The 25,959-nt window shown below is 36.7% G+C and carries 25 protein-coding genes and 1 pseudogene; 11 read left to right on the top strand and 15 right to left on the bottom strand.

Features of this window, described 5'->3' with window-relative positions; genetic code table 11:
* Positions 1-157: 157 nt before the first annotated feature.
* A complete protein-coding gene (locus F0365_RS04130) occupies positions 158-934 on the top strand; it encodes a nitrilase family protein (RefSeq protein WP_169932531.1) in 777 nt (258 codons plus the stop codon).
* Here F0365_RS04130 and F0365_RS04125 read toward each other — a convergent pair.
* The 9 genes from F0365_RS04125 to F0365_RS04085 all read right to left on the bottom strand — a co-directional run bounded on the left by F0365_RS04125 (position 921) and on the right by F0365_RS04085 (position 11,715).
* Entirely contained in the window at positions 921-2,522 is a 1,602-nt protein-coding gene (locus F0365_RS04125) for an Ig-like domain-containing protein (RefSeq protein ID WP_169932530.1), read from the bottom strand. The genes F0365_RS04130 and F0365_RS04125 overlap by 14 nt on opposite strands.
* 497 nt (positions 2,523-3,019) lie before the next feature.
* Complete coding sequence (gene clpX, locus F0365_RS04120) at positions 3,020-4,255, bottom strand: ATP-dependent Clp protease ATP-binding subunit ClpX (RefSeq protein ID WP_169932529.1); 1,236 nt, start codon at positions 4,253-4,255, stop codon at positions 3,020-3,022.
* A gap of 204 nt (positions 4,256-4,459) precedes the next feature.
* Positions 4,460-5,134, bottom strand: coding sequence for an ATP-dependent Clp endopeptidase proteolytic subunit ClpP (gene clpP / locus F0365_RS04115; protein WP_169932528.1), 675 nt, complete (start codon positions 5,132-5,134; stop codon positions 4,460-4,462).
* A gap of 92 nt (positions 5,135-5,226) precedes the next feature.
* Positions 5,227-6,555 carry a trigger factor gene (tig, locus tag F0365_RS04110; RefSeq protein ID WP_169932527.1) on the bottom strand — a complete coding sequence of 443 codons (1,329 nt, stop codon included), beginning with the start codon at positions 6,553-6,555 and terminating at the stop codon, positions 5,227-5,229.
* Positions 6,556-6,928: 373 nt separating this feature from the next.
* Complete coding sequence (locus tag F0365_RS04105) at positions 6,929-7,276, bottom strand: phage holin family protein (RefSeq protein ID WP_169932526.1); 348 nt, start codon at positions 7,274-7,276, stop codon at positions 6,929-6,931.
* A 79-nt stretch (positions 7,277-7,355) separates the two neighbouring features.
* A complete protein-coding gene (locus F0365_RS04100) occupies positions 7,356-8,876 on the bottom strand; it encodes a G-D-S-L family lipolytic protein (RefSeq protein ID WP_317169839.1) in 1,521 nt (506 codons plus the stop codon).
* A gap of 9 nt (positions 8,877-8,885) precedes the next feature.
* Complete coding sequence (locus F0365_RS04095; RefSeq protein WP_169932525.1) at positions 8,886-10,136, bottom strand: OmpP1/FadL family transporter; 1,251 nt, start codon at positions 10,134-10,136, stop codon at positions 8,886-8,888.
* Positions 10,137-10,240: 104 nt separating this feature from the next.
* Positions 10,241-11,002: an alpha/beta fold hydrolase gene (locus F0365_RS04090; RefSeq protein WP_169932524.1), complete on the bottom strand. Its 762-nt coding sequence runs from the start codon at positions 11,000-11,002 to the stop codon at positions 10,241-10,243.
* On the bottom strand, positions 11,002-11,715 hold the full coding sequence (locus F0365_RS04085) for a pyridoxine 5'-phosphate synthase (RefSeq protein WP_169932523.1): 714 nt from the start codon (positions 11,713-11,715) through the stop codon (positions 11,002-11,004). The genes F0365_RS04090 and F0365_RS04085 overlap by 1 nt, the downstream gene beginning before the upstream one ends.
* A gap of 84 nt (positions 11,716-11,799) precedes the next feature.
* Between F0365_RS04085 and F0365_RS04080 the strand changes: the two genes are divergently transcribed.
* From F0365_RS04080 to F0365_RS04050, 7 genes are all read left to right on the top strand, one after another.
* Entirely contained in the window at positions 11,800-12,456 is a 657-nt protein-coding gene (locus F0365_RS04080; RefSeq protein ID WP_169932522.1) for a CBS domain-containing protein, read from the top strand.
* Positions 12,457-13,332, top strand: a complete 876-nt coding sequence (locus F0365_RS04075; protein WP_169932521.1) for an NAD kinase — start codon at positions 12,457-12,459, stop codon at positions 13,330-13,332.
* Positions 13,333-13,434: 102 nt separating this feature from the next.
* Entirely contained in the window at positions 13,435-14,121 is a 687-nt protein-coding gene (locus tag F0365_RS04070; RefSeq protein ID WP_169932520.1) for a DUF6089 family protein, read from the top strand.
* A 2-nt stretch (positions 14,122-14,123) separates the two neighbouring features.
* Positions 14,124-14,858, top strand: a complete 735-nt coding sequence (locus F0365_RS04065; RefSeq protein ID WP_169932519.1) for an isoprenyl transferase — start codon at positions 14,124-14,126, stop codon at positions 14,856-14,858.
* A 1-nt stretch (position 14,859) separates the two neighbouring features.
* Positions 14,860-17,439: an outer membrane protein assembly factor BamA gene (gene bamA / locus F0365_RS04060; protein ID WP_169932518.1), complete on the top strand. Its 2,580-nt coding sequence runs from the start codon at positions 14,860-14,862 to the stop codon at positions 17,437-17,439.
* Positions 17,440-17,473: 34 nt separating this feature from the next.
* Entirely contained in the window at positions 17,474-18,349 is an 876-nt protein-coding gene (locus tag F0365_RS04055) for an OmpH family outer membrane protein (protein WP_169932517.1), read from the top strand.
* A 72-nt stretch (positions 18,350-18,421) separates the two neighbouring features.
* Positions 18,422-18,946 (top strand): OmpH family outer membrane protein, encoded by a 525-nt coding sequence (locus F0365_RS04050; RefSeq protein ID WP_169932516.1) that lies wholly within the window; start codon positions 18,422-18,424, stop codon positions 18,944-18,946.
* Between the two features lie 73 nt (positions 18,947-19,019).
* Here the strand turns inward: F0365_RS04050 and F0365_RS04045 are convergent, their stop codons facing one another.
* From F0365_RS04045 to F0365_RS04035, 3 genes and pseudogenes are all read right to left on the bottom strand, one after another.
* Positions 19,020-19,898 carry a hypothetical protein gene (locus F0365_RS04045; RefSeq protein ID WP_169932515.1) on the bottom strand — a complete coding sequence of 293 codons (879 nt, stop codon included), beginning with the start codon at positions 19,896-19,898 and terminating at the stop codon, positions 19,020-19,022.
* Between the two features lie 74 nt (positions 19,899-19,972).
* Positions 19,973-20,168 (bottom strand): annotated as a pseudogene (locus F0365_RS04040) (cold-shock protein).
* Positions 20,169-20,273: 105 nt separating this feature from the next.
* Positions 20,274-20,756 (bottom strand): RNA methyltransferase, encoded by a 483-nt coding sequence (locus F0365_RS04035; protein ID WP_169932514.1) that lies wholly within the window; start codon positions 20,754-20,756, stop codon positions 20,274-20,276.
* Between the two features lie 207 nt (positions 20,757-20,963).
* Between F0365_RS04035 and F0365_RS04030 the strand changes: the two genes are divergently transcribed.
* Positions 20,964-22,418 carry a sensor histidine kinase gene (locus F0365_RS04030; RefSeq protein WP_240961883.1) on the top strand — a complete coding sequence of 485 codons (1,455 nt, stop codon included), beginning with the start codon at positions 20,964-20,966 and terminating at the stop codon, positions 22,416-22,418.
* Here the strand turns inward: F0365_RS04030 and F0365_RS04025 are convergent.
* From F0365_RS04025 to F0365_RS04015, 3 genes are read right to left on the bottom strand one after another with little or no spacing between them, the layout of a single operon-like run.
* Positions 22,415-22,729: a hypothetical protein gene (locus F0365_RS04025; protein ID WP_169932513.1), complete on the bottom strand. Its 315-nt coding sequence runs from the start codon at positions 22,727-22,729 to the stop codon at positions 22,415-22,417. The two genes, F0365_RS04030 and F0365_RS04025, sit on opposite strands and share 4 nt — an antisense overlap.
* Positions 22,730-22,743: 14 nt before the next feature.
* On the bottom strand, positions 22,744-23,892 hold the full coding sequence (locus F0365_RS04020; protein WP_169932512.1) for a sensor histidine kinase: 1,149 nt from the start codon (positions 23,890-23,892) through the stop codon (positions 22,744-22,746).
* 57 nt (positions 23,893-23,949) lie between these two features.
* On the bottom strand, positions 23,950-24,303 hold the full coding sequence (locus F0365_RS04015; RefSeq protein ID WP_169932511.1) for a hypothetical protein: 354 nt from the start codon (positions 24,301-24,303) through the stop codon (positions 23,950-23,952).
* Positions 24,304-24,550: 247 nt separating this feature from the next.
* On the opposite strand from F0365_RS04015, the gene F0365_RS04010 reads away from it, so the two are divergent.
* Positions 24,551-24,961: a BrxA/BrxB family bacilliredoxin gene (locus tag F0365_RS04010; protein ID WP_169932510.1), complete on the top strand. Its 411-nt coding sequence runs from the start codon at positions 24,551-24,553 to the stop codon at positions 24,959-24,961.
* Between the two features lie 213 nt (positions 24,962-25,174).
* Positions 25,175-25,924, top strand: a complete 750-nt coding sequence (locus tag F0365_RS04005) for a lysophospholipid acyltransferase family protein (RefSeq protein ID WP_169932509.1) — start codon at positions 25,175-25,177, stop codon at positions 25,922-25,924.
* The last annotated feature ends 35 nt before the right edge of the window (positions 25,925-25,959 follow it).

Genomic DNA, 25,959 nt, shown 5'->3' with positions numbered 1-25,959 from the left:
GTGTAGTAATTTTTATTTTGACTTTTACTTATTTTGTATACAGTTTTGGTAAAACTTCTAATTATAGAGGGAAAAGTGATCAATAATTATTCTACTGCTTACTTAGGTTTTGCGCATGCGAAAAACCAACTTGCCTATTGTTCAATAAATCAATCCCATGAAAAAAAACAACTTAAAAATTTCATTAATACAGAGCTCTTTAGCCTGGGAAGACCCTAAAGAAAATTTAGATCGTTTTTCAGAAAAGTTGGAAACTCTTTATGGGAAAAGTGATCTGGTCGTACTTCCAGAAATGTTTACTACCGGTTTTTCTATGAAACCGAAAGGTCTTGCCTGCGACTCTGGTATTTTGGATTATTTAAAAGATCATTGTATCAAAGGAGGCTTTGCTATTTATGGAAGCGTAATGTTTCAGGAGGCAGATCATTTTGTAAATCGCGGTGTTTTTATGCGTCCTGACGGCTCTTCTGCTATTTATGATAAAAGGCATACGTTTACTCTAGCAGGAGAACACAAGGTGTATCAACGTGGAGAACAACCTGTAATAGCAGCGTATTTAGGCTGGAAATTTAACCTGCAGATTTGTTATGACTTACGTTTCCCTGTTTTTGCTAGAAATACGCAAGACTATGATGTGGTTATTTATGTAGCTAACTGGCCCGTGCCAAGGATCAATGCTTGGGATGCGCTTTTAAAAGCACGAGCGATTGAAAACATGAGTTATGCCATAGGAGTCAACCGTGTAGGGACTGATGGAACTGGAATGGATTATAACGGTCATTCACAAATTTATAATGTGCTAGGTCATGAATTACTTACTCATCCATGGGAAACAGAAGGAATTGAAACTGTAGAAATCCACAAGTCTGAAATAGAGCACAACCGATCTAAATTGCCTTTCCTAGAAGATCGCGATGAGTTTACTTTAAATTAAGCGTATATTTTCTATCCCAGTTGGCTTGTAATTTGATCAATTCGGGATTGTAAACCACCTCTTCAGGTTGTATGCCTTTTAAAAAATTACCTGGGTCGTATTTTCCGTTAGCGTTAGTGTCATAAATCACTCTTATATAATATTCTCCAGGATTGAGATAAAAGATATCATAAGTTCCATTTTCACTTGCCGATACTTGGGCTTCTATGCTGAGGTCTTTTTTAGTGACTTGAATGATCACAGGAAAAGAACTGCCGCCTTTAAGAGTGATGCTAAAATTACCTAATTGTGTCGATTTTACTGTGCTAAAGGTATAACTCAAGGTGTCAGAGTTTTTTTCTCCGTAGAAATCAGTTACCGCACCTGGAAAAAGTCGAAGGTTGTATTTCTGTTCTTCCTTTCTTTCAAAATCGATGATACCTCTGTTTTTAAGGCGGTCCAGTCTGGTAGTAAAGGACAGTTGTAAGCTGTCTTTATCGATAAGCTTTATAAAGCTGGTATCAATTTTCTCCATAGGAGTAGAAGCAGTAAAACGAGCTGGATTTCTTAAGGAGAAATCGTTTTCCTTTCTCAGCGTTAAACTGTCTTTTTTAAGCTCTTTTAAGCGAACCTTGAATTCCTGTACTTCTTCGTTTAAAACGCTAGAAAGCATCAAGGAATCTTGTTTTAAAGCCGGTCGATACCAATATTGCAAGGTATCTGCTTTATCCAATTGGGTCAGTCGGCTTTGCGCAATCAAGCTCTTGTCTACTGAGGTGATTTTTAGGTTTTCCACATTACCGGTATAACCTATGTAGAGTCTAGACTCAGCTTCTTGAGTGATTTTCTTAATGCTAGGATCAAGTTCCTGTTGGTACATTTTAAGTTCATAAACCTCATCGCTAGGAACCTTAATTGTTTCTGATACAAAACCCATTTTATCTCTTAAAGGGTCAAACCTTAAGTCGCTATTTTCTTCCTTTAAGGCAACCATTTTATAAGTTCCTTCTTTGAGGTTTTCCATCGTGAACGTACTTAGACTATCTAAAGTATTGAGCACGTATCTAGGTGATTCTTTATAAATAATGCTGTCGGTATATTTCTCATCGAATTCGTAAAGCAATACGTTGACAAATTCTTCTGCTTCAAACTCTAGTGCGTCGGTTATTTTACCTTTTAAGGTTAAGGAATCGATCACTTTTCCAGTACTGAACACATATTTATAAAACGGATATGCATTTCCTTCATTATTATCCACAATACTCTGACCGAAGTTGAGTACATAAGTGGTGTTGTCCATCAAGGTATCTGTTATCTGAATGGTGATTTTTTTTGCAGGACTTCCTTGAGGAGTAATAATAGGTCGTGTCTTTAAAGGTGGTGAGATCACCAGTTGTTTTTGCAAATCTTTCAGTGTTACAAATTCGTCAAATTGAATCTCAATAATCTGATTCTTAAAATTTCTGGTATAGTTATCAGGATAAGCCCGTAAAATTATTGGCGGCTTCTCGTCTATCGGTCCACCAGTAGGCGAGCCACGTTTGGCACATTGTACCAACGTGATAGCTATTGCTAGAACTATAAGAATATGTAAAAGGTGTTTTTTCACTGGCTTATTTAACGTGTGCAATTTAAGATGATTGTTTTAAATTAGGTAGATTATATAATATTTTTGATGTTAATGAAAGCAACTAGCTATTTAATCCTATTATTCGTTGCAATGATTTTCATAGGTTGTGCTTTTGATACTTGAATTCAGGATATAAATAATATCGAGCTTATGGGAAAAGTTTTGGATCAGGAGTCTGACAAGCCCATTTCTAACGCAGTAGTTCAAGTTCTATGCTAGTATTTTTGGGGTAGTCCAGATCAAAGTTATGAAGGATGTCAGATGAAGCAATTAGAAACCGATCACAAGGGATGTTACAAATTATACTTTAAAAAGGGAGCTTTTCTAGAATTCATTGTAAAAGCAAAAGGGTATAAAAATCAAGTTCTAGGCGAATAGGTGAATTCAAGTAAGGTAGAAGTGACTATAAACTTGAAATAAAAATCCCTGACAAATTACATTTGTCAGGGATTTTTGATATAGGAAAAACAACTGTACTAACTCACCGCCTTCAATTTTTGAATCGCGTTTTTGTTCAATTTTGACTCGGCATAGTCTTTACCTACTTCTAGTTTATTCTCATCGCCTCCGGGCATATCAAACATGGCATCTGTAAGGATCGCTTCACAAAGTGATCTCAAACCACGAGCACCTAATTTATATTCTATAGCTCTTTCAACAATAAAAGTAAGCGCTTCATCTGTTATGGTGAACGCTATATCGTCCATTTCAAAAAGCTTTTTATATTGCTTGATGATGGCGTTTTTAGGCTCTGTAAGAATCGCTCTTAGTGTTTTGGCATCTAGAGGATCCATATAGGTCAATACAGGTAAACGGCCTATGATTTCTGGAATCATCCCATAATCTTTGATGTCCTTAGGAATGATGTATTGGAGTAAATTATCTTTTTCTATCACACCATCGTTAGACATACTCGCGCTAAAACCTACTGCTTGCATATTCATGCGTTTTTGAATCACTTTCTCGATACCGTCAAAAGCGCCACCAGCGATAAACAAGATGTTCTCTGTATTTACCTCTATAAATTTTTGATCGGGATGCTTGCGCCCACCTTTGGGCGGTACGTTTACTACAGTTCCTTCGAGTAATTTTAATAAACCTTGCTGCACGCCTTCTCCAGATACATCTCTAGTAATGGATGGGTTATCGCTTTTGCGAGCAATTTTATCTACTTCATCTATAAAAACGATCCCAGTTTGTGCTTTTTCGAGGTCATAATCTGCAGCTTGTAGCAACCTTGTTAGGATGCTTTCTACGTCTTCTCCTACATAACCAGCCTCAGTCAGTACGGTGGCATCTACAATAGCAAGAGGCACATTCAACATTCTCGCAATGGTCTTTGCGATAAGTGTTTTACCAGTTCCTGTTTGCCCTACCATCATGATATTGGACTTCTGTATCTCTACATCGTCATCCGTATCTTTTTGTAAGAGTCTTTTGTAATGATTATAAACGGCTACTGACATTACCTTCTTGGTAAAATCTTGACCTATAATGTATTCATCAAGGAAGGTTTTTATCGCTTTGGGTTTTCTGAGCTCTAATTCTGCATTAGTAACACCAGGTTTATCAACCGTAGTATCTTCGAGAACTATTCCATGAGCCTGCTCGATACAACGATCACAAATATGTGCGTCTAGTCCAGCAATAAGCAGATTGGTCTCTGATTTATTACGGCCACAAAAACTACATTCTAATTGTTCTTTACTCATATTTTTATTTTTGACACGATGTTCTGTGTCTTTTAGACAGCGACTCTTCTCCTGTAATATTGGAAAGAATCACACTGTGTTAATTCAAGCGGTCAAGTGGGTTTTGATTCTGTTTTCGCACGGAGTCAAGTTCAGTATGAACTTTTATTTTCTAAGAAAATAAAAAGCGGAACTACAACAAATAATCTTTTACCTTAAACTGCCTTATTCTCTTCTTAAGACCTCATCTATCATTCCGTACTCCTTAGCCTCATCTGATTTCATCCAGTAATCACGATCGGAGTCTTCATTTACTTTTTCATAAGTCTGACCGGAGTGTTTTGCAATAATGGTGTACAATTCTTCTCTCAATTTCACTACTTCACGAGCAGTAATTTCAATATCACTTGCCTGACCTTGTGCGCCACTAGAAACTTGGTGAATCATGACACGACTGTGTGGTAAAGCACTACGCTTTCCTGCAGCACCAGCACATAATAAAACAGCACCCATACTTGCAGCCATACCGGTGCAAATAGTAGCTACGTCTGGTTTTATAAACTGCATGGTGTCATAAATTCCAAGTCCTGCATAAACGCTGCCTCCTGGAGAGTTGATGTAGATCTGTATGTCTTTATTAGCATCTGCACTTTCTAAGAAAAGCAATTGCGCTTGTATAATGTTTGCTACTTGATCGTTAACGCCTTGACCCATAAAAATAATACGGTCCATCATTAAACGGGAAAACACGTCCATAGCAACCACGTTCATTTGGCGCTCTTCAATGATGTTAGGAGTCAGGTTAGTTGGGTACATACTACCCATTATTTTATCGTAATACATAGGATTTACTCCTTGATCTTTTACGGCAAATTTCTCAAATTCTTTAGATATATCCATGTGGTAATATTACTGCGTATTGAATAAAAAAGGCGTTAACTAAGTGATAAAATAGTCAACGCCTAAGTATATTAATTATTGACAGGATTGAATTATGCGTCGTAGGCTTCTTTAATGAAGTCTTCGTAAGTCAATTCTTTCTTTTTTAGTTTTGCGTTTTCTTTGAAAAACTTCAACATTTTCTCGTTTTGAAGTTGCTCACTCATGCGTTTTACTTCGTCTTGATTACTCATGATGCGTGCAACCACTTGGTCTACTTCTTCATCAGTAGCGTCCATATGACCGTATTGTGCCATTTGTGCGCGTATCATGGTACGAGAATATTCTTGTAGATCTTCAAACTTAAGTTGTAACTCTTCGTTGTTTTTAACAATAGTAGACTCAATTAACTGGTATCTCAATCCTTTCTCAGAACGCTTGTACTCTTCTGCCGCCTCTTCTGCGGTGAATTCGTTCTCACCATTGTTAGCGATCCATCTGGTCAAGAAGTCTGCTGGTAAGTCAAATTTTGTGTTGGCAATAAGAGCTTCCGTAATATCAGTCAGTAGCTTCTGATCTGTTTGTTGACCAAATTGCTGTGCAGCATCTTCACGTAATTTCTCTCTTAATTCATCTTCGCTTTTGATAACACCTGGGCCGAAAAGCTTATCGTAGAATTCTTGATTCAATTCTGCTTTCTCACGCTCATTGACTTCAGTGATTTCAAAAGTTACGGGAATATCAAGTCCTTTTGCTTTTTCTTCCTCCACTTTGAGTAAAGTTACTAAATCATGATCATCGGCAAAAAGACCTTTTGTTTTCAGTTCTAAAGTGTCTCCAACTTTAGCCCCTACAAACTTCTTAAGATTGCTTTTTCCTTTGATTTTTACAGTAGAGAAAGTAGCATCTGCTTGAATCTCTTCGTCTTCATTTTTGAAAACTCCAGTGATTTCATTTCTTTCAGCAACTTCTTTTTTAGCAATTAACTTACCGTAGTTTTCACGTACGCGATCGACTTGGTCGTTGATTGTTTTATCGTCTGTTTTAATTTCATATTGTGTAATGGCTTTTTTACCTTTTACATCTACGTCAAATTCTGGAGCAAAACCTAATTCAAACTCAAATGTGAAGTCATCCTCTTCCCAGTTGACGTCTTCTTGAGCTTTTGGTAATGGATTACCCAATAGATTCAAGTTTTCTTTAGTAATGTATTCATTAAGTTGTGCTTGGATCATTTTATTGATCTCTTCTACTAGCACGGGAATACGGTATTTCTTATTGATAAGGCTTACAGGAACCTGTCCTTTTCTAAAACCTGGAATATTTGCGGTCTTGCGGTGGTTTGCTAAGATCTTATCTACTTGTTCTTGATAATCTGATTTAGTAATATCTAGTGTAAGTGTCGCGTTAAGCGCGTCAATGTCAGTACGTTTAATGTTCATTGAAAGACTTTTATGTGCTGTTAAAATTGGGATGCAAAATTAGGCTTTATTTACTAGTTATCAAAGTGTTTATTTATTTATAGGCCCTCCTATTCACCCACTTTGATAATCTTTATAAGGCGACAAGAGAATTTGGTTGAACTTGGTGTTTAAGTTCTAGTACTTTTAGCTCCTCATTTAATGGGTACACGAATTAATTTTTTTCTCTAGGAGAGAAATGTACAGTTCGTGCTTTAAAACAGATCCCTTCCTAAAGTAATAACTTGAAAGCTTTACACTCGTTTGTAAAGATGTAAAAGCACCTCTGGAGTAGAAAAGCGTTCCAGTTGAAAGTTGGATGTTTTAAGAATATTGTTTGTTTTTAAGGTTTTTTTTACTGTTGGTCCTTATCTAATATTTTAAATAAAATAGACCGAGCAAGAGCGAGAAGTAATGAGAAAACAAACGCCCAGAATACGCTATTTACTTCAAAGCCTTCAACTAACCAGTCAGCGAGATAGATAATGATCACATTAATCACTAATAAAAACAGGCCTAATGTGACAATGGTTATAGGTAGCGTAAGCAACACTAAAATAGGTTTTACTATAAAATTGAGAACAGAAAGGGATAATGCCACCAGAATGGCACTCACATAATCGGTCGTCTCTATACCAGGCAAGATTTCAGAAAGCCCCATAACTAAAGCAGCCGTGATGAGTAATTTTATAATGAACTTCATAATTGGATGTTTTGGTAAAAATAAAAAATCTGCTGAAGAACTAGTCTCCAGCAGATTTTTAAATAAGATTTTGTTCTATTTATTGAACGCTATCACTTAGTTGAATAGTTGAATAAGCTCCTATATCTACTTTAGGTAGGGTAGCACCATATTGTGCATTGACAGCATCAATAATCGCGTTTGCAGTAAAAGCATAACCTCTAGCTGTTGGGTGCACTCCGTCAAGAGAGAAACCACCACCGGTAGCATAAGTAGAAGTTAATACGCCACCGTTGAACGGCACCCCTGTAGTAGCCACTTGAGCAAGTGCAGCACGAGCATCTACAAAAGCAAGACCATTTGCGGCAGCAAGTGCTTCAATAGTAGCGTTATAAGATTGTTGTGCGTTAGAAACTCTGGCCTGCTCTGTAGTAGTGAGAACTAGTTCATTTGCTACTGGAACACCAACCCCTATAATAGATGCTGGATTTGAGGGATCAGCTAGTGTACCTAGAACTCCTGCAGCTGTAAAAACGATAAGGTCGTTTGAGGTCGTCTGTCTCCAATTAGGTAACGGAATAGGAGATGCAGAAATGTCAGTTAAGTCATTATCTACGATCACTACAAAGTTTTGTCCAGCACTAAAGTTAATGGTTCTTTGAGCAGCTTCAGCAGCTGTTATCAAGCCATTTGCTGCAGCAAGTTGTAAACCACCGTTGTATTGTGCATAATTTGAATTCACAAATGCAGCTGTAGGACCATCCAAAGGAATAGGGTTTGGAGGAACGGTAGTAAAGTAAGGAATAGAAGTTACATCTGGAATATTTACCAATGCCCCTTTAGCTCCATTTGCAGTAAGGCCAGCAACTAGTTGCTGATAGACTCCGCCGAAAACTAAATTGTTTGTAATGCTATTGTTTCCTTGCATCGCAGGGTCTACAATATTCAATTCGTTATTATCAACTCCTGCACCACCACTGGTTGCATAACCAAGGATATCGTTATTACCTATCCACAAGGTAAAGAACGTAGCATTTGCTGCTGCTGCGTCTCCTATTACCGTAGAAGTTTCAGAGCTAGAAAAACGTGTGTAATATGGATTTGCCGTACCCGTACTTACGCCGGCTAAAGATCCGTATCCTGGAGCAGCAAGGTGAAAGACTCTTGCACCAGGTACACCAAAGTTGTTCAATGGCCCAGTAACTTTATTAATAATGTCTGTTGTAGGAGCCGCACCTGTATAGCGAGCTGGTCCAGCTGGAGCGCCCATACCGTCAGAAGCTAGTACCAAACGATTTGGTAAAATCTGAACACCATTGGCAAGTAGACCACCCGTATTGTCATTTACTAAGGGTTGGTTAAATTCTCCACCGCCAGCAAATTGCATTTGTCCAGCAATAATATTAGGATACGAGTTCAATTGACCGTTTAGGTAAAGAGCTCCATCAGCATATCCGGCTGTTAAAGAATTACCTACAGTTACGTATTTAGAAAAGTCAGCTTCTCCAGAAGTGTAAACGCCACCATCTTGGATATCGTTGTCAAAGTCTTCCTCACAACTTATTATTGCAGCACTTGCAATAAAAAGCGCGATTAATTTTATATTTAAGTTTTTCATCATTTTATTTTTTTACATGCTATAAGTTACACCTAGACCAGCTATAAATGCTGACGACTTGTAAGTTCCTTCAAAAGGAGCTGGTACAGGAGAACCTGTATCTGAGAAGAAGTCATAAGATTCTGTGATCTCTTGAAATTTAAGATAGAGTATGGATCCATCGATAGATAATTTAGGAGTTACCTGGTAAGAAAGACCAAACGTGTAACCATCAGAATCGTTACGTGGTGTTTCTGGAGCAAAATAGCCAGATTGTACTGGGGATTCATCAAAGTAGTATCCAGCTCTTACGGTTAGTTTTTCAGTTGCTGCGTATTGAGCACCTAATCTCCAAGTAGAAGAGTCTTTATAGTTTCTTGGGTTGATAGAGGTAGCACCGTTACCAAACTCAAGGTCCAGACTGTTGTACTCACTCCACATAGTTCTGTTGTAATCAAAAGCAAGCAATAGTTTCTCCCACTTATAGGACACCCCTACTGTAAGTTCAGCAGGTAAAGGTAAAGTTGCTGTAAAGCCTGTTTCTCCATTTGCTGGAGTTAATGAACTAGTTGGAAAACTATCGAATGTCGCTGTTCCTTCTGTACTCTCAATATTGATCAAAGACCTGTAGTTAAAACCAAGTGTAAAATGATCGTCTGGAGTAAACATAAGTCCTGCAGACCAACCCCAAGCAGTAACGCCAGCATCATCAATCTCTATATTAGAACGATCTCCTTCCTCATCAGTAAGAGTTCTACTTGCATTTCTATTAAAGTTAACACCACCTATTGCTAGGATAGGTCCACCACCTATACTTACACTATCAAATAGTTGATAAGATAAAGTAGGCTGTATAAAGATAGCACTTAATTCAATCTCGTTTACTAAGTGAGAACCTGACCAGTCGGTAGGCCATGTAACATTACTACCATAGGGAGTATAAACTCCTAAACCTACAGCAAAGTCTTCTGTTACTTTGTAAGTAGCATAAAGATATACTGGAGTTCCGGTAGGGCTATCAGTTTCAGAAAAAGTTCCAAATTCTTCACTTTGAAATTTTACATCAGAAAAAACGCCAAATCCACCAGCGCTTATATTCAATTTATTTTCCAAATGGACAATTCCAGCAGGATTGAAGAATAGTACGTCAGCACTGTTCACAACGGCAACACCAGTATGTCCCATTGCTAATTGCTTGTTACTTTGTGTACTAACACGATATCCTCCTGCAAAGGCAAAAGTAGATATCAAACAAAGCACAACAAAAACTTTTATTTTGTTCATAATCAGAGGTTTGTAAGGTAAGTTAAATTTGTATGTGTCAAATTTAATATTTAATTAATATTACGCAAGCGTTTTCGTTTATTATTGTGCAAGCATAATAAACTTTATATTAAGAAATCCTCAACATAAGAGTAAAATTCTTGAGGTTTTTCGGCATGAAGCCAGTGTCCAGCTCTTTTTATCGTTTTTAATTCCGCTTTCGCGAAAGCGTGCTCTATAAGCATCATATCACTATCTAAAATATATCCAGAATTCCCACCTCGTATAAATAGAGTGGGCGTATTTACTGGCTTAATAATAGGTTCTTGAATCCCAACTTTATCTTGTGCTGCGCCTAGAACTTCTAGATTAAAACGCCACCCGTATCGATTTGCATCAACTCGATAGAGGCTTTTCAGTAGAAACTGGCGAGTGCCAAAATCAGGAATCACCTTCCCTAACATTTCATCGGCATCATTGCGAGATTTGACGACATCAAAGTCTATACTTCTCAGGCCGTTGATGATATCGCTGTGGTGTGGTGCATATTCTTTAGGAGCGATGTCTGCAATGATGAGTTTATCGAGATAAGATTCATAGAGAGAAGCAAATTTCATCGCTACTTTACCACCCATACTGTGACCTAAAAGTATGATGTTTTGAAGCTTATGCGAGTCACAGTATTCTTTGATATCTTCAGCCATGATCTCGTAACTAAATGTATCGCTTTGCAAGCTGCGACCATGATTGCGCTGATCAATGAGGTGAACTTGATACCCGTTTTCACTCCATTTAGTACCAAGAGTTTTCCAGTTGTCTGCCATTCCTAAAAAACCATGGAGGATTAGAAAAGGCTGTCCTTCTCCTAAAATTATGGAATGTAGCATTATGCGAGTTTTGCTTTATACATGTTGACCACATTTTCAAGGCCTAGGTAAAGACTTTCTGATATCAAAGCATGACCTATAGAAACCTCTACTAAATTAGGAATTTGTTCTTTAAAAAATTTAATATTTTCTAAAGAGAGATCATGACCAGCGTTAATTCCCAATCCCAAATCTGTAGCTTTAGTTGCTGCTATTAGGTATGGAGCAATTGCTGCGTCTTTGTCTTTGGGGTACATTCTTGCATAATCTTCGGTATAGAGTTCAATGCGATCAACTCCAGTACCTGCTGCCCCTTCTATCATCTCGATAACAGGATCTACAAAAATACTGGTGCGTATACCTTGGTCTTTAAAATGTTTTACCATTTTTGTAAGAAAATCTTGATGTTTAATAGTGTCCCATCCCGCGTTAGAAGTAAGTGCGTCTGGTCCATCGGGAACTAGAGTTACTTGCGCAGGATGAACTTCATCCACTAATTTGATAAAACTTTCAATAGGATTACCTTCTATATTCAGTTCAGTTTGCACCATTTTTTTAAGATCTCGAGCATCTTGATATCTAATATGACGTTCATCTGGTCTAGGGTGAATGGTGATTCCTTGCGCACCAAAACGTTCTAAATCAATGGCTACTTTCACTAAATTAGGCACATCACCACCTCTAGAATTACGTAATGTTGCTATTTTGTTCACATTTACACTTAAAATTGCCATAGTTTATTTTATTTTCAAAAATACAAAGGATTCTGTCAGACGCATAAGTGAAGAATTGATTAATTTGCAATAAAATTGATTTCAATGAACATTCATCAATATATTATTAATGATGTAGAGCCTTTAGACATAAAATCCCAAATGTGTAAAGCGCAAGAAATATTTTCTCAACTCACCTATTCGCACCTTCCTATTTTAGAAGATGGGGTTTATGTAGGATGCTTTTCTGAAAATGATGCTCATTGTTTTGAGTCAGATCAAAGTCTAGAGATTGTTAAGTATTCTTTCGTAGCATTTCACGTAAATGAAGACACACACTGGCTAGACGTTTTAGTTGCATTTGCTCAAAATCAGTCCAACATCATGCCTGTTTTAGATCAGAATAACGAGTACCTAGGTTACTATGAGCTTAAAGATATTATAGAGTTTTTTAACGATGCTCCTTTTATGTATGAACCAGGCGCTGTGGTTGTTTTACAAAAGGGATCTACTGATTATAGTTTTAGTGAGGTTGCTCAAATAGTAGAGTCTAATGACTCAAAGATTTATGGATGTTTTGTAAGTGCTTACAAGGATCATTTATCTGAGATTACTTTAAAATTAAGTGTGCAAAATCTAAATGCTGTTCTTCAAACTTTTAGAAGGTATAATTATGAAATAGTAAGTGCAGCAGCAGAAGACTCTTACCTAGATACCTTAAAAGAGCGATCAGATTATTTGAATAAATATTTGAACATGTAAATGAAAAAAGTTGCTATATACGGTCGTTATCTACACGACGATACGATCAATACCTGTAAGGAGTTAATTACTCTTTTAGAGCTTAAAAACTCTGAAGTACTTATTGAGTCTAATTTTCACAATCTTTTGAAGCAAAATAATATAGCTTCAAACCAAGAATCCTTTGATCAGCTGGATAAGTCCTATGATATATTGATAAGTATAGGTGGGGACGGTACTATTTTAAGAGCGGTTGCTTACATAGGAAATGTGGATATTCCTGTGATAGGAATCAATACTGGAAGATTGGGTTTTCTAGCGACATTGCATAAAGATCAACTTGCTGAAGCGGTAGAAGCCTTAAGTAATGGGTCCTATACTTTGAGTAAGCGTACCTTGATCACACTGGTATCTGAGCATGAAGAAAATCATTCAGCGCCACACAACTTTGCACTTAACGAGGTAACTGTTAGTCGCATGAATACCACCAGTATGATACAGATTGAGACCAAGCTCAATAACGAGTTGTTAACCGTTTACTGGGCAGACGGATTAATTATTTCCACACCTACAGGTTCTACAGGATACAGTCTCAGTTGTGGTGGTCCAGTTATATCGCCAGATACAGATGCTTTTGTAATTACCCCTATTGCTCCACACAACCTTAATGCAAGGCCTTTAGTAATTCCTGACCACACAGAGATCGTTATAAAAGTGAGCGGTAGAGAAGAAGAGTTTCTTACCTCCTTAGATAATCGCATTGCTTCGTTTCCTAATGAAACTGTTCTCACACTTAAAAAAGCAGATTTCACTATCGATCTCATTGAGTTGAAAGGTCAGAGTTTTATCAATACCCTACAAGAAAAATTGCTTTGGGGAGAAGATAAACGTAATTAAACAATAAAATTAATCATTCCCTGTTTTCTTATACTACAATCGAGCACGCAAACATCATGCTGGGTAAAGAGAATTGTTATATTTGCACGTTTTAAAATTTCCATGCGGTCACTATTCATTTTAATTGTTTTTTTTAGTTTCGCTTTCGCGAAAGCGCAAACCTATGAGGTCGGTATTTTTGCAGGTACCTCAAATGTAATAGGTGATGTAGGAAGTACACAATACATACAGTTTACAGATGTCGCCATAGGAGGTGTTTTTAAGTGGAACCGCAGTCCTAGACATAGTTTTAGAGCTAGTGTGATTTCTGCAAATATGGTAGGTGATGATAATGATAGTGACGACATCTCTAGAGATCTAAGAGGATTGAAATACAATTACTCCATGATAGAAGCTAGTATAGGAGTAGAATACACCTTCTGGGAATGGGAATTGTACTCTGGTAGGCCACAGATTGTTCCGTATTTATACACAGGACTTACTGCCTTTCATTATGACTTGTTTGCACTAAATAACACAAATCAGTTGGAGGCATACGGTGAAACTACAGATATTGCGATCCCTATAATTTTTGGAGTAAAGACAAATATTACCCCTAAATTGATACTCGCCGCAGAGATAGGCGCTAGATATACTTTTACCGATAATTTAGATGGAAGTAACCCAGTGAGAAGTAAAGATTTTGATAATTTAAGATTTGGTAATGTCAATAATAATGACTGGTACGTATTTAGTGGAGTGACTCTTACTTATGCTTTCGGTCGTAAACCTTGTTATTGTAACTTTTAAGTATGGCACCAGAACTACTCGATCATACTAGAATCCCTAAGCACATTGCAGTTATCATGGATGGTAACGGTAGGTGGGCTAAAAAGCAGGGTTTGATGAGAGTGCGCGGTCATGAGAAAGGAGCTAGGGCAGTACGTCAGACCGTAGAGACTTGTGCAGAGTTAGGTGTAGAGCATTTGACTTTATATGCTTTTAGTACAGAAAACTGGAAAAGACCCAAGTTAGAAATCGATACGTTGATGAGGTTGCTGGTTTCTAGCCTTAAAAAGGAACTACCCACATTGCAAAAGAATAATATCTCTCTTAAGGCCGTAGGGGTATTAGAACTTTTACCTAAAACAGCTCAAAGAGAACTAGCAGAAGTAATTGAAGCTACTAAGGATAATAAAAGAATGAATTTAACTCTAGCCTTAAGTTATGGATCTAGAGAAGAATTAATTACAGTGATTAAAAATGTGGCCAGTCAGGTAAAGGAAGGCACCTTAGAAATAGAACAGATTGATACAGATATCATCAATAAGCATTTATATACGAGCTATATGCCAGATGTAGATTTGTTGATACGTACCAGTGGAGAACAAAGAATAAGCAATTTCCTTTTATGGCAAATCGCTTATGCAGAATTATATTTTACAGAAGTGCTATGGCCAGATTTTAGAAAAGAACATCTGGTAGAAGCTATACATAATTATCAAGATAGAGAAAGAAGGTTTGGTAAAACAAGTGAACAATTATAGAATGATTAAAAAGTTAGCAAACTCGCTACTAATAGTAACCTGCTTATTTTTAAGTACGGCGACATACGCTCAGGATAAGAGAGGTGACCTTGCCATAGGTGATGCCACCAAATATAAAATTGGTGAGATTACGGTGGCCGGAAGCCAGACTTATAACGAGAATACGGTTATCGCTTTTACAGGCTTGCGTAAAGGAGAAGAAGTATATGTTCCTGGAGAACGTTTGAGTCAAGTGGTGAAAAAAATGTGGGACCTGAAGTTATTCAGCGACATTAGAATTTTTGCTACAGATATTATTGGTGATCCAAATGACGACATTATCGATACGATCAACCTAGAAATAAACATTATTGAGGTGCCTAACCTTAATGAAGTTACCATAGAAGGACTACGTAAAGGTAAGATCAAAGACCTCAAGAATGAGTTAAAGCTTACTAAAGGTAGAAAAGCAACAGAAAACTTAGTAACCACTACGAGATCTTTTATAGAAGATAAGTACCGTAAAAAAGGATTCCTTTATGCAGATGCTAAGGTGAAAACCCGTACGGTAGAAGACACTGCTGGGAGTAATATCGTGAACATGAAAATCGATATTGATAGAGGTAATAAGGTGAAAATTTCTAACATCACATTTGATGGTAATGAGCAACTTAAAGATAAGGAGCTGCGAGGTGCGATGTCTAATACTAAGAAGAAGTTCTTTTTAAGGGTCTTTAAAAGATCTAAATACGTAGAAGAAGATTTTCAAGAAGACTTGCTCTCTGTTGTCGATAAATACAAAGAGAACGGTTATCGTGATGCCCGGGTTATTTCTGATACATTAACAAGGAAGAACGAAAAAACTATAGCCCTTAATATAGAGGTAGAGGAAGGAAGTAAGTATTACTTTGGTGATATTAAGTTTATAGGGAATACGGTATACACTAATGAACAATTAAAGCGATTGCTTAAAATTGAAAAAGGAGATGTCTATAATGGTGTTGCCTTTGATGAACGTATAAGCAATCCAGAAGATCCGGATTCTGAGGATTTGACTAACCTATATCAAAATAGTGGTTACCTCTTCTCTAGTGTAAACGCAGTAGAAACTCGTGTTCAAAATGATACTATTGATTTTGAAATTAGAATTGTAGAAGGTAAAGAAGCTTACTTTAATAATATTAGCGTAAGCGGTAATACAAGGACTAACGATCACGTTATCTATAGAGCAATTAGAACTTCTCCAGGAGAAAAATACTCTCGTCAGAAGATTATCAATTCCATTAGAGAATTAGGCCAGTTAGGTTTCTTTGATGCCCAGAAAATCAATCCACAGTTGACTAATGTGAACCAAGAAGAGGGCACTGTAGATGTAGACTATGAACTTGTAGAAGCAGGCGCTAGTCAGATAGAGTTACAAGGTGGTTATGGTGGTGGTGGATTTGTAGGTACCTTAGGGTTGCGATTCAATAACTTCTCGTTAAGGAATCTATTTAAGGCAAAAGCCTACGAGCCAGTTCCTATGGGAGATGGTCAGACACTTGCGGTAAGAGCCCAAGCCAGTACCATCTTTAGAACCTACAGTCTTAATTTTACGGAGCCATGGTTAGGAGGTAAAAAACCAGTATCCTTCAACGTCTCCTTTTCACACAGTGAGCAATACCGTGTGAACCAGCAAAACTTTAGAGAAGTAGATAGAAATCAGCGTTTCTTAATTACAGGAGGGACTGTAGGTCTTGCCAAAAGACTGGAATGGCCAGATCAATATTTTCAATTCTCTCAGGCGCTTTCTTTCCAACATTACAACCTGAAGAATTACCAAACCAATTTATTTAATTTCCCTAATGGGTTTTCTAATAACTTAGCTTATACATTAGGATTGAGTCGTAATAATGTAGGGGTGAATCCTATTTTTCCTACTTATGGTTCCTCCTTTTCACTAACTGCAAAGATGACACTACCCTATTCTGTTTGGAATGGAGTAGATTATGCTAACCTAGAGGACAACCCTGAATTTCAAACCAACGGTATAGCAGATCGAGGTAAGATAGATCAAGAAAAATTTAAATTCTTAGAATATTACAAGATTAAATTTGAAGGAACTTGGTACACACAACTTTATGAAAAATTAATCTTACAGACCAAGACAGAGTTCGGTTTCTTAGGGGCTTATAACAATGATCGAGGACTGGTTCCATTTGAAAGATTTTTTGTGGGGGGTGATGGTCTAGGAGCATTTTCATTAGATGGTCGTGATATTATTAGAATGCGTGGTTATGATAACAGTGCGCTTACGAATAGTGCAGATGGTGATACCGTTTACAACAAATTCTCTATGGAGTTGCGTTACCCGATCTCTTTAGAGCAAGCCGCTTCTATTTACATACTTAGTTTTGCAGAGGCTGCGGGTTCTTATGATCGCTTTAGAAGTTATAATCCTTTTGATGTACAGAGATCTGCCGGAGTAGGATTACGTATATTTATGCCGGCATTCGGTCTTCTAGGAGTAGATTTTGGTTACGGATTTGATAGCGTTCCTAACGCAGTGAGCAATGATCCTAGTGGTTGGAACGTTCACTTTATAATCGGTCAACAATTTTAAGTATGGCACGATTATTTCTCTTAATAATAAGCTTATGAAAAATAGGATTTTAATTATCAGTATAGCAGCCTTTTTTAGTCTCGCTTTCGCGAAAGCGCAAAGAGGAGCAAGGGTAGGGTACATAGACATGGAGTATATTCTTGAAAGTGTACCAGAGTATCAAGAGGCTTCAAAACAACTGGAGCAAAAAATGCAAAAGTGGAAAGGAGAGATTGATCAAATGGCAAATGAAATTTCTCGAATGAAAGCCTCTCTTCAAAATGAGCAAGTCCTTCTTACCAAAGAGCTTATTGAAGAAAAAGAAGAAGATATTGCCCTAAAAGAACAGGAACTTGCAGAATATCAACAAAAAAGATTTGGAGCACAAGGCGACTTTTTGTTACAAAAACAACAATTAATACAGCCAGTACAAGATCAAGTTTTTAATGAAATTCAAAAAATAGGAAAGCAAAGAAAATATGATTTTTTAGTAGATAGTTCTGATATTGCACTTTTGTATAGCGCAGAGCGTCACGACTTGAGTGATCAAGTTTTAAGAGCAATAGGAAGAGCAGGGAAGAAAAGAGAGGCAGATCAGAAACAAGAGGATAAAGCTGAGCCATACTTATCTGTACAAGAAGCAGAGCAAAAGGAAGAAAAAGAACAAGCTAGAGAAGACAAAAAAGAAGAAATGCAACAAGTTATTTCTGATCGTGATGCAGCCCGCAATGAACAAAAAAGAATACGGGACTCAACGAGAGCTGTAAAAGCTGCTGAATATAAAGAGCGTAGAGATAAAATGCTGGAAGACCGCAAGCAAAGGAGAGACAGTATTATTGAGGTTAGAGCCGCCGCAGTAGCAAAAAGAAAAGAAGAAGCAGAAGCTAGAAAAGCAGAAAACAATAAGAAAAGCTCACCTGACGGTGAATAATATAGGAACTCCTTATATTTGCACCCGATTTAATACAGAATTTAAAAAAAAATTGATAACAATTATATAAAAATGAAACAAGTAAAAACCCTAATAGCAGTAATCACATTCATCTTTGCAGGTATCCAGCTAGGTCAGGCACAAGATGCACAACCTACAAAGTTATGTCACGTAGCTTCTCAAGAGTTAGTAGAATCGATGCCTAGCGCTATCGCAGCTGACAAGCAGTTGAGAAACCTTGCAAAAACTTACGAAACTAAGTTGACAGCGATGGATAAAGAATTGAAGACGAGATATCAGACTGCACAAGAAGCTGCTCCACAAAGAACTCAGGAAGAAAACGAAAGAATACTTGCCGAGCTTGCAGAAGGTCAGAAGAAGTTAGAAGAGTATTATCAAAACTCACAAAAAGCTATGGGTCAGAAAAGAACCGACCTATTAAAGCCTCTTTACAAACAAGTAAGAGAAGCTATATTTAAAGTAGCTCGTGAAAAAGGTTTTGATTATGTATTAGATTCTACCACAGGAACAGGTATCATCATGGCTGACGGTTATGATCTTACTAAAGACGTAAAAGCAGAGTTAGGTGTAAAATAATTGACATCTGATTTAATTACAAAAAACCGTCTAAGCTCAGCTTAGACGGTTTTTTTATGCCCTAAATTCAGATTTACAACAATTGAAAACCATCTTTCCTGTGCCTAAATGTTTCAAGTAATTCCTTTGCATGAGGTGTTGAAAGCTCTAAATATTTGATGATTACATCTACTTCCGTCTTACTTTCATTCCTGCGCTGTACAGAAATATTTTCAGCCTTTAGGTATTGCTTACTCTCTTGAGGTAAATAATATATTTTGATCTTGCTATGTCTATTTGCTTTGCCACCTTCAAGTTCTTGTAGGGCAACAGCTGGACCAGTATGAATTCTATAGGCAGTAAGCTCTCCAGATCCTAAAGATCTAAAGTCTTTCTCTATTGTATACTGATCATAGAATTTGTTGTAAGTGTCGGAAATAGGTAAAGGCACATACCTAAAAACTGCAAGAATTGGGATCGCAATTATAATTGCCGCCTCTAGGAACCATATAAATAATAGAGCATAATCCGTTACTTGGGTATTAAAAACTTCATAAGCGCCGTAATGGTATAATTCTACGATAACTTCTTTTTCTATAGAATCATAGAATATCCATCCCAAAGTGCGTATATACGACTTTAGACTAGGTAAACCCTCATTGATAAGATATCCTAAATAAGCAGACCACTGAAAGTACAGTGTGAGAATTCCAATAAGAAGAGCGAGGCCTATTCTTATTTTATAGTTACCAACCTTACTTAATTTACACAACACAAGAATAGAATACCCTAAAACTATTCCCAGCCCAAATACTAACAATACATTAATGTAAATAATAGGCATCACTATGGTTATAGCATTATAAAGATATGCTAACAAGAGCGATAAGAAGATTAAGAAGACCACACTTATGAAAAGGCTAGGAGCATGGTAGCTTCCCGATTCTCTGTAGTAGCTTATTTTTTTATCCATCTTACTATTTTAAATAAAAATCCCACTTCATATTACTGAAATGGGATTTTATGCTTGACAAATATAAAACTAAGTTATTGAACTTCTCTTACATTTACAGCGTTCACCCCTTTTTTACCTTCTGTTTCTTCATATTCTACTAGATCACCTTCCCTTATCTCATCGATAAGTCCAGTAATATGAACGAAGCATTCTTGATTTGTTCCTTCTTCAGTAATGAATCCAAATCCCTTAGACTCATTAAAATATTTTTACAGTTCCTTGTTTCATTATAATAAATTGTAATTGTTAAAAGAAAAAATAAATATTTTATGTTTTTGAACTTACACTTTTAATAATCAGTATATATTAAAATAATCTAACAAATGATTCCGATTATACTGCTTTCCCATCCAGATAAATACTGGTTCCTTTTACGCTTCTATCATACATGATGATGCTGCCCGCAACAGCTACGTTAAGGCTCTTAGGAGTATGGAATTTAATAATATGTTGCGATTTTGCTAGCGCCTCATTAGTGAGTCCATGATCTTCTGCACCTAGTAAATAGACGCAATTACGTGGGTGCTTAAACTCTTCTAGCGGCATTGCAGTATCAGTTAATTCGATACCTACGATCATAGCGCCTTTAGGTAAATGAGTGTAAAAATCATCAAAGCTTTTGTAGTGAAAATATGGAATAGCACCTACTGCATTATGGGTGTCGCAGGCTTGTTTTGCATAGCGCTTCCCAATCGTAAAGATAAAATTAGCTCCTAGATTTTGAGCTGTACGCCATAAAACGCCTAGATTTTCTGGAGTCTTGCCATTCATAATTCCAATACCGTAATATCCTTGCTCGAGATTATCTATTTTCATATGGCAAAGTTATTGATTTACCTTCAGACTCCATAGCCAGTTTTTATAGTCTGATAGTAGGAATTCGGGACTGCTTTTATTTTTTTTAGAGTAACTAGGAGGTGATGTTGAGCTCGATTTGATGCAAAATCAGAATAATTTAGCAAAGGAATCTTTAAACCACCGCTTGAAGTTACAAGTGGCTTAATTATTGTTATTTTTACTTTAATGAGATTGTATACAAATAGCCTTAGAAATCGCATCTTTTTTTCCATGATGGTGCTCACCATTATTGCGAGTGTCCTGATTGCCGGAATGTCCATCTATCAATTTCAAGAACAAGCCAAAGATTATCATGAAAAAAGACTGTTTCGTAAAGAACAGGCGATTAAAGAAAATATATCCTACGTCATTGAAAAAACAGATTTTGAGGTCACCACAGACAACCTTAAAAATATTTTCAAAGATGAAATTTATGGATTAAGTGCCGTCCATGAGATGCCCATTTATATGCATGACCTTCAAGGACGTCTCAGAAAAAGTTCTAAAGCACAATTTGTAAGCGATAGCCTACACATTCAGATCTCTAACCGTATTTTAAAAAAATTAAGAGATTCTGAAGATGGCCGTTATGTAGAGAAGTTTGAAACGGATGGGCAAAGTTATCGATCCAGTTATTCCTATCTAACAGATAATCAATTTAAAAACATAGCCATTCTCAATCTTCCTTATATTGAGAACGACGACTTTATGAGCTATGAACTTGAGGAGTTTTTAAAAAGACTCGGCTTAGTTTATGCCTTGATGTTTTTCATTTCGATTGTACTCGGTTATTTCTTAGCAAGGTATATTACCAGATCTATTAGAAGTATATCTGATAATTTAAAACAGCTGGATATATCAAAACGCAATCGCAAATTAGAAATAGATCATAAAGGGACAGAAGAAATTAATACGCTCGTAGAGTCCTATAATAAAATGGTAGATGAGCTAGAAGAAAGTGCCGTAAAACTCGCTACCAGTGAAAGGGAACAAGCATGGAGAGAAATGGCAAAACAAGTGGCACACGAGATTAAAAATCCGCTCACGCCCATGAGACTTACCGTTCAAAGCTTTCAAAGAAGATTTGATCCAACTGACCCGGAGTCCAAAGAAAAACTTAATGAATACTCCAACTCTTTAATCGAGCAAATCGATGTAATGAGCAATATATCAAGCGCTTTTTCTACCTATGCGACTATGCCTGCACAAAAAAATGAGGAAACTGATGTGTGTATGGTTACTCAGTTGGCACTGGATATTTTTAATGAGTCTAATATTTATTACACAGAAGATGCCGATTCCTTGAAAGCGGTATTTGATAGAACCCAGTTGATACGTGTGGTGACTAACTTGGTTAAAAATGCGATCCAGGCCAGTCATCCAGATCGTGAAAATAAAATTGTAGTTTCTGTTAAACATGATGAGAAGAAGATTTATCTCACCGTATCAGATAAAGGAACTGGTGTGTTTGCAGATCATGAAAAGAAAATATTTGAACCTAAGTTTACTACAAAAAACAGCGGTATGGGATTAGGTCTTGCCATGGTGAAACAAATCGTAGAAAATTTTAAGGGTACCATTCATATGAAAACTAGTTACGGAGAAGGAACAATATTTACTGTTACTTTACCTAGAACCTAGTTGATCCTAATATTATAATCTTTTAAATAGGTGTAAATATAAGTTTCCAGGTTGTTTACGGCTACTTTAAAATCTACTCGTGGTATTTCTTTAAATCGCACGGATTCTTCGTCCTTTTTGATTTCATCATTTATGGCATAAAGCATCTGGACGATAAGTTCTTTAAGTGGTTTTTCTTTGCTCATCTCAGCCATTTGACCTCTTTCTATAAGATCATCACAGAGTTTTTCGTATGGTGCAATAAGTTCTTGGACTGCTGGTTCATTTTGTAGCAGCGGCTGCTCTTTAAACAGTTCTTTTACTGTTTTCATAATGCGGCAGATTTCTAGATTTTATTTAATGTGATCTCAAAGGTAGTTCCTTGGTCCTTTTTACTTTCTATAACACGTATTTTACCATTGTGGTAATCTTTGATAATACGTTTGGCTAGAGACAATCCTAGACCCCAACCTCTTCTTTTTGTTGTAAAGCCAGGTTTGAAAACTTGATTCCATTGCCTTTTTGGAATTCCTTTACCAGTGTCCTTTATTTGGATAAAAACGTTGTATACATCTGCTTTAAGGTATATGGAAATCGTTCCTTTTCCTTTCATTGCATCAATACCGTTTTTAATGAGGTTTTCTATCACCCATTCAAATAGGGGTTCATTTAACTTGACTTGTATAGGTTGATCGGGTAGATCGATTTCAAATTTGACCAGTTTTGAAGACCTATTTGCAATGTAATCAGTTGCTTTTTGAGTTTGATCTACTATATCTACTTCGATGAGTTTTGGGATGGAACCGATTTTAGAAAATCGATCAGTAATCATTTTAAGACGGTTGATGTCTTTTTCCATTTCAACGATATAGGATGGGTCAACATTAGTTTCTTTTAAAATGGTAGTCCAGCCTACAAGAGAAGAAAGTGGCGTTCCTATTTGATGAGCACTTTCTTTAGCCATACCAGCCCAAAGTTTGTTTTGCTCGCCTGCTTTGTTGGACCTATAAAAAAACCAAATAACAAAAAAGAACAATAACATAATAATGACCAAAGCCATAGGATAATATTTGGTCTTTGTTATTATGTCACTATTACCGTAGTATATAGTGCTGAAGGGCTTGCCTTCAAATTGAGTTACAATAGGGTCGTTTTCCTGTTTGTAAATTTCAATTAACTCTTTTATCTTTTGTTGGTCATCCCTTATGTTTTCAGGGAGGTTACGTGTCTCTATTCCTCCTTTATAATCAATTACAATCATAGGTACTGTGGTGGTATTACTAGCTACAGTAAAGCCTAATTCTCCTAAATCTGCACCCAATCCTTGATTAGCAAGATCCTTTTGAGAGATTCCAAATTCCTGAATGTTTTTACGTTCATTCTCCTTTAATTGCTGGAAAAAATCATACGTGTTCCATAAAATTAAGGAGGTAATCATTACCGCTACGACAATCATGATCCATCTATAGATATTTTTATTTGAAGTAAATTTCATTCAGGAACTGGGTTTAATAGGATTTAATAACGCAGGTGTTATCAGTTTATTGAATTATTAATCTCTCTTTACAATCAGGTAATAATCGTCTTCCATGGCCAGGTAGCCCTGATCGTAAACAAAGTAATAAACGGTCCCTTTTTTAGTGGTGTAAATACTGGTAAAGAAAGTAAAGTCAAAGCCGCTAGCAAGTAGCTTATTTCTACTTACTTTAGTTTTATCTTTAGGATTGAGCATTTGCAAAACGCGATGGTTTTTACGCAACCTATTATTAATATTGCGCATTAAAGCATTGGTATCTCTGTTCAGTTTGTTGTTTGCTACATTACGACAGTAGTCACTGCAGTAAACCTTATCGGCTCTGCCACGCACTTCTTCATCACATTCAGGACATTTTCTTTTGGTTGCCATAATCAAACATTAAATAGAAAGCCTTAAAGGTACTAAACATTTGTAAATGGATAGGTTGTTAGGTGATTCGAATGGATAATGCTTAAAGTTTAATTTATAATTTTTATGGGTTTTTGATCGTATTTTCTCTATTCTTCATACTATGGCAGCGTACTATTCAATTAACCATTCTTATAATAAACTTAAATGATAACACAGTTGTTTTATAAAGGCTTAGAAGTCTTTACCTTTGTAAAAAATTTATATTATGTACCCAGCAGAATTAGTTCAACCGATGCGTGACGATTTAGGCACCGCGGGATTTGAACACTTATATACAGAAAACGACGTAAAAGAAGCACTAAGCAAAGCAGGAACTACTCTAGTAGTGGTGAATTCAGTTTGTGGTTGCGCTGCTGCAAATGCACGTCCAGGAGCAAAAATGTCTTTAGATAATGCAAAAAAACCAGATCATATCGTGACGGTTTTTGCAGGAGTAGACCGCGACGCAGTAGATGCAGCGAGAGCAGCGATGATTCCTTTTCCACCTAGCTCGCCTAGTATGGCTTTGTTCAAGAACGGTGAATTAGTGCACATGTTAGAGCGCCACCATATCGAAGGAAGACCAGCTGAAATGATTGCTGAAAACTTGAAAGAATCTTACAACGAGAACTGTTAATCAGTTTTAGTTTTAAAATGTAAAGTGCTTTTGTCTTAAGATAAAAGCACTTTTTATTTTCTCAGGATTTTTTGTTGAAATTAGTACAGGTAGTTTTTTGATTTAGGTAAGCACTATTTATTTGAACTTCCCTAACCCCTAAATTACTATGCACGCATATCGATTTAGCAATATCTCGTTCTTTCATGTAAACTAACAAATTACCTTTGCTGGATGCAAAAAATTATTTCTTACCCGTTAACGGTCATACACATCATCGTTTTCTTTTTGTTGTTGCTTATTTTCCATCCTATACAGATGATCTCTTATAAGCTAGGGGGCTATAATGCTCACCGTAAAAGCGTTTATATTCTCAACTGGTTTTTAATGCAGTCCCAATTACCTTTGTTCAATACTTTTAATATTACGTATAAAACTGATTTGCCCCCAGGCCCATCTTATATTTTTGTGTGCAACCACCAGAGCATGTTTGATATTCCGCCATTAATTTACTATCTTAGACATTATCATGCAAAATTCATCGCTAAAAAAGAACTGGCAAAAGGGATTCCTAGTATCTCCTTAAATTTAAGAATAGGAGAAAACTGTTCTATAGATCGTAAGGATCGCAAACAAGCCATTATGGCTTTGATCAAATTTGCAAAAAACGTGCATGAAAAAAAACGCAGCGTGGTGATTTTTGCAGAAGGTACTCGCAGCAGGACGGGAGTTCCTAAACCTTTCCAGACGAACGGTTTAAAAACTATATTTAAATATGTACCAGATGCTGTAGTTGTTCCGGTGACGGTGAACAATAGCTGGAAAATAGACCGTTACGGTAAGTTTCCTTATGGTATAGGTAATAAAATAGAGCTTAGGATTCACGAGCCTATTCCTATTCAAGGAAGAGATCACGATGAGTTAATTTTAGAAACACAAGAAGTAGTTCACAACAGCATTACTTCCACTGCGTTTAAGAGTTAGATAATAATTTCGCTTTCGCGAAAGGAGAACAATTT

It is taken from the genome of Nonlabens sp. Ci31 (assembly GCF_012974865.1).
GTDB lineage: Bacteria > Bacteroidota > Bacteroidia > Flavobacteriales > Flavobacteriaceae > Nonlabens.
This window is presented reverse-complemented; position numbering and strand designations above follow the sequence as displayed.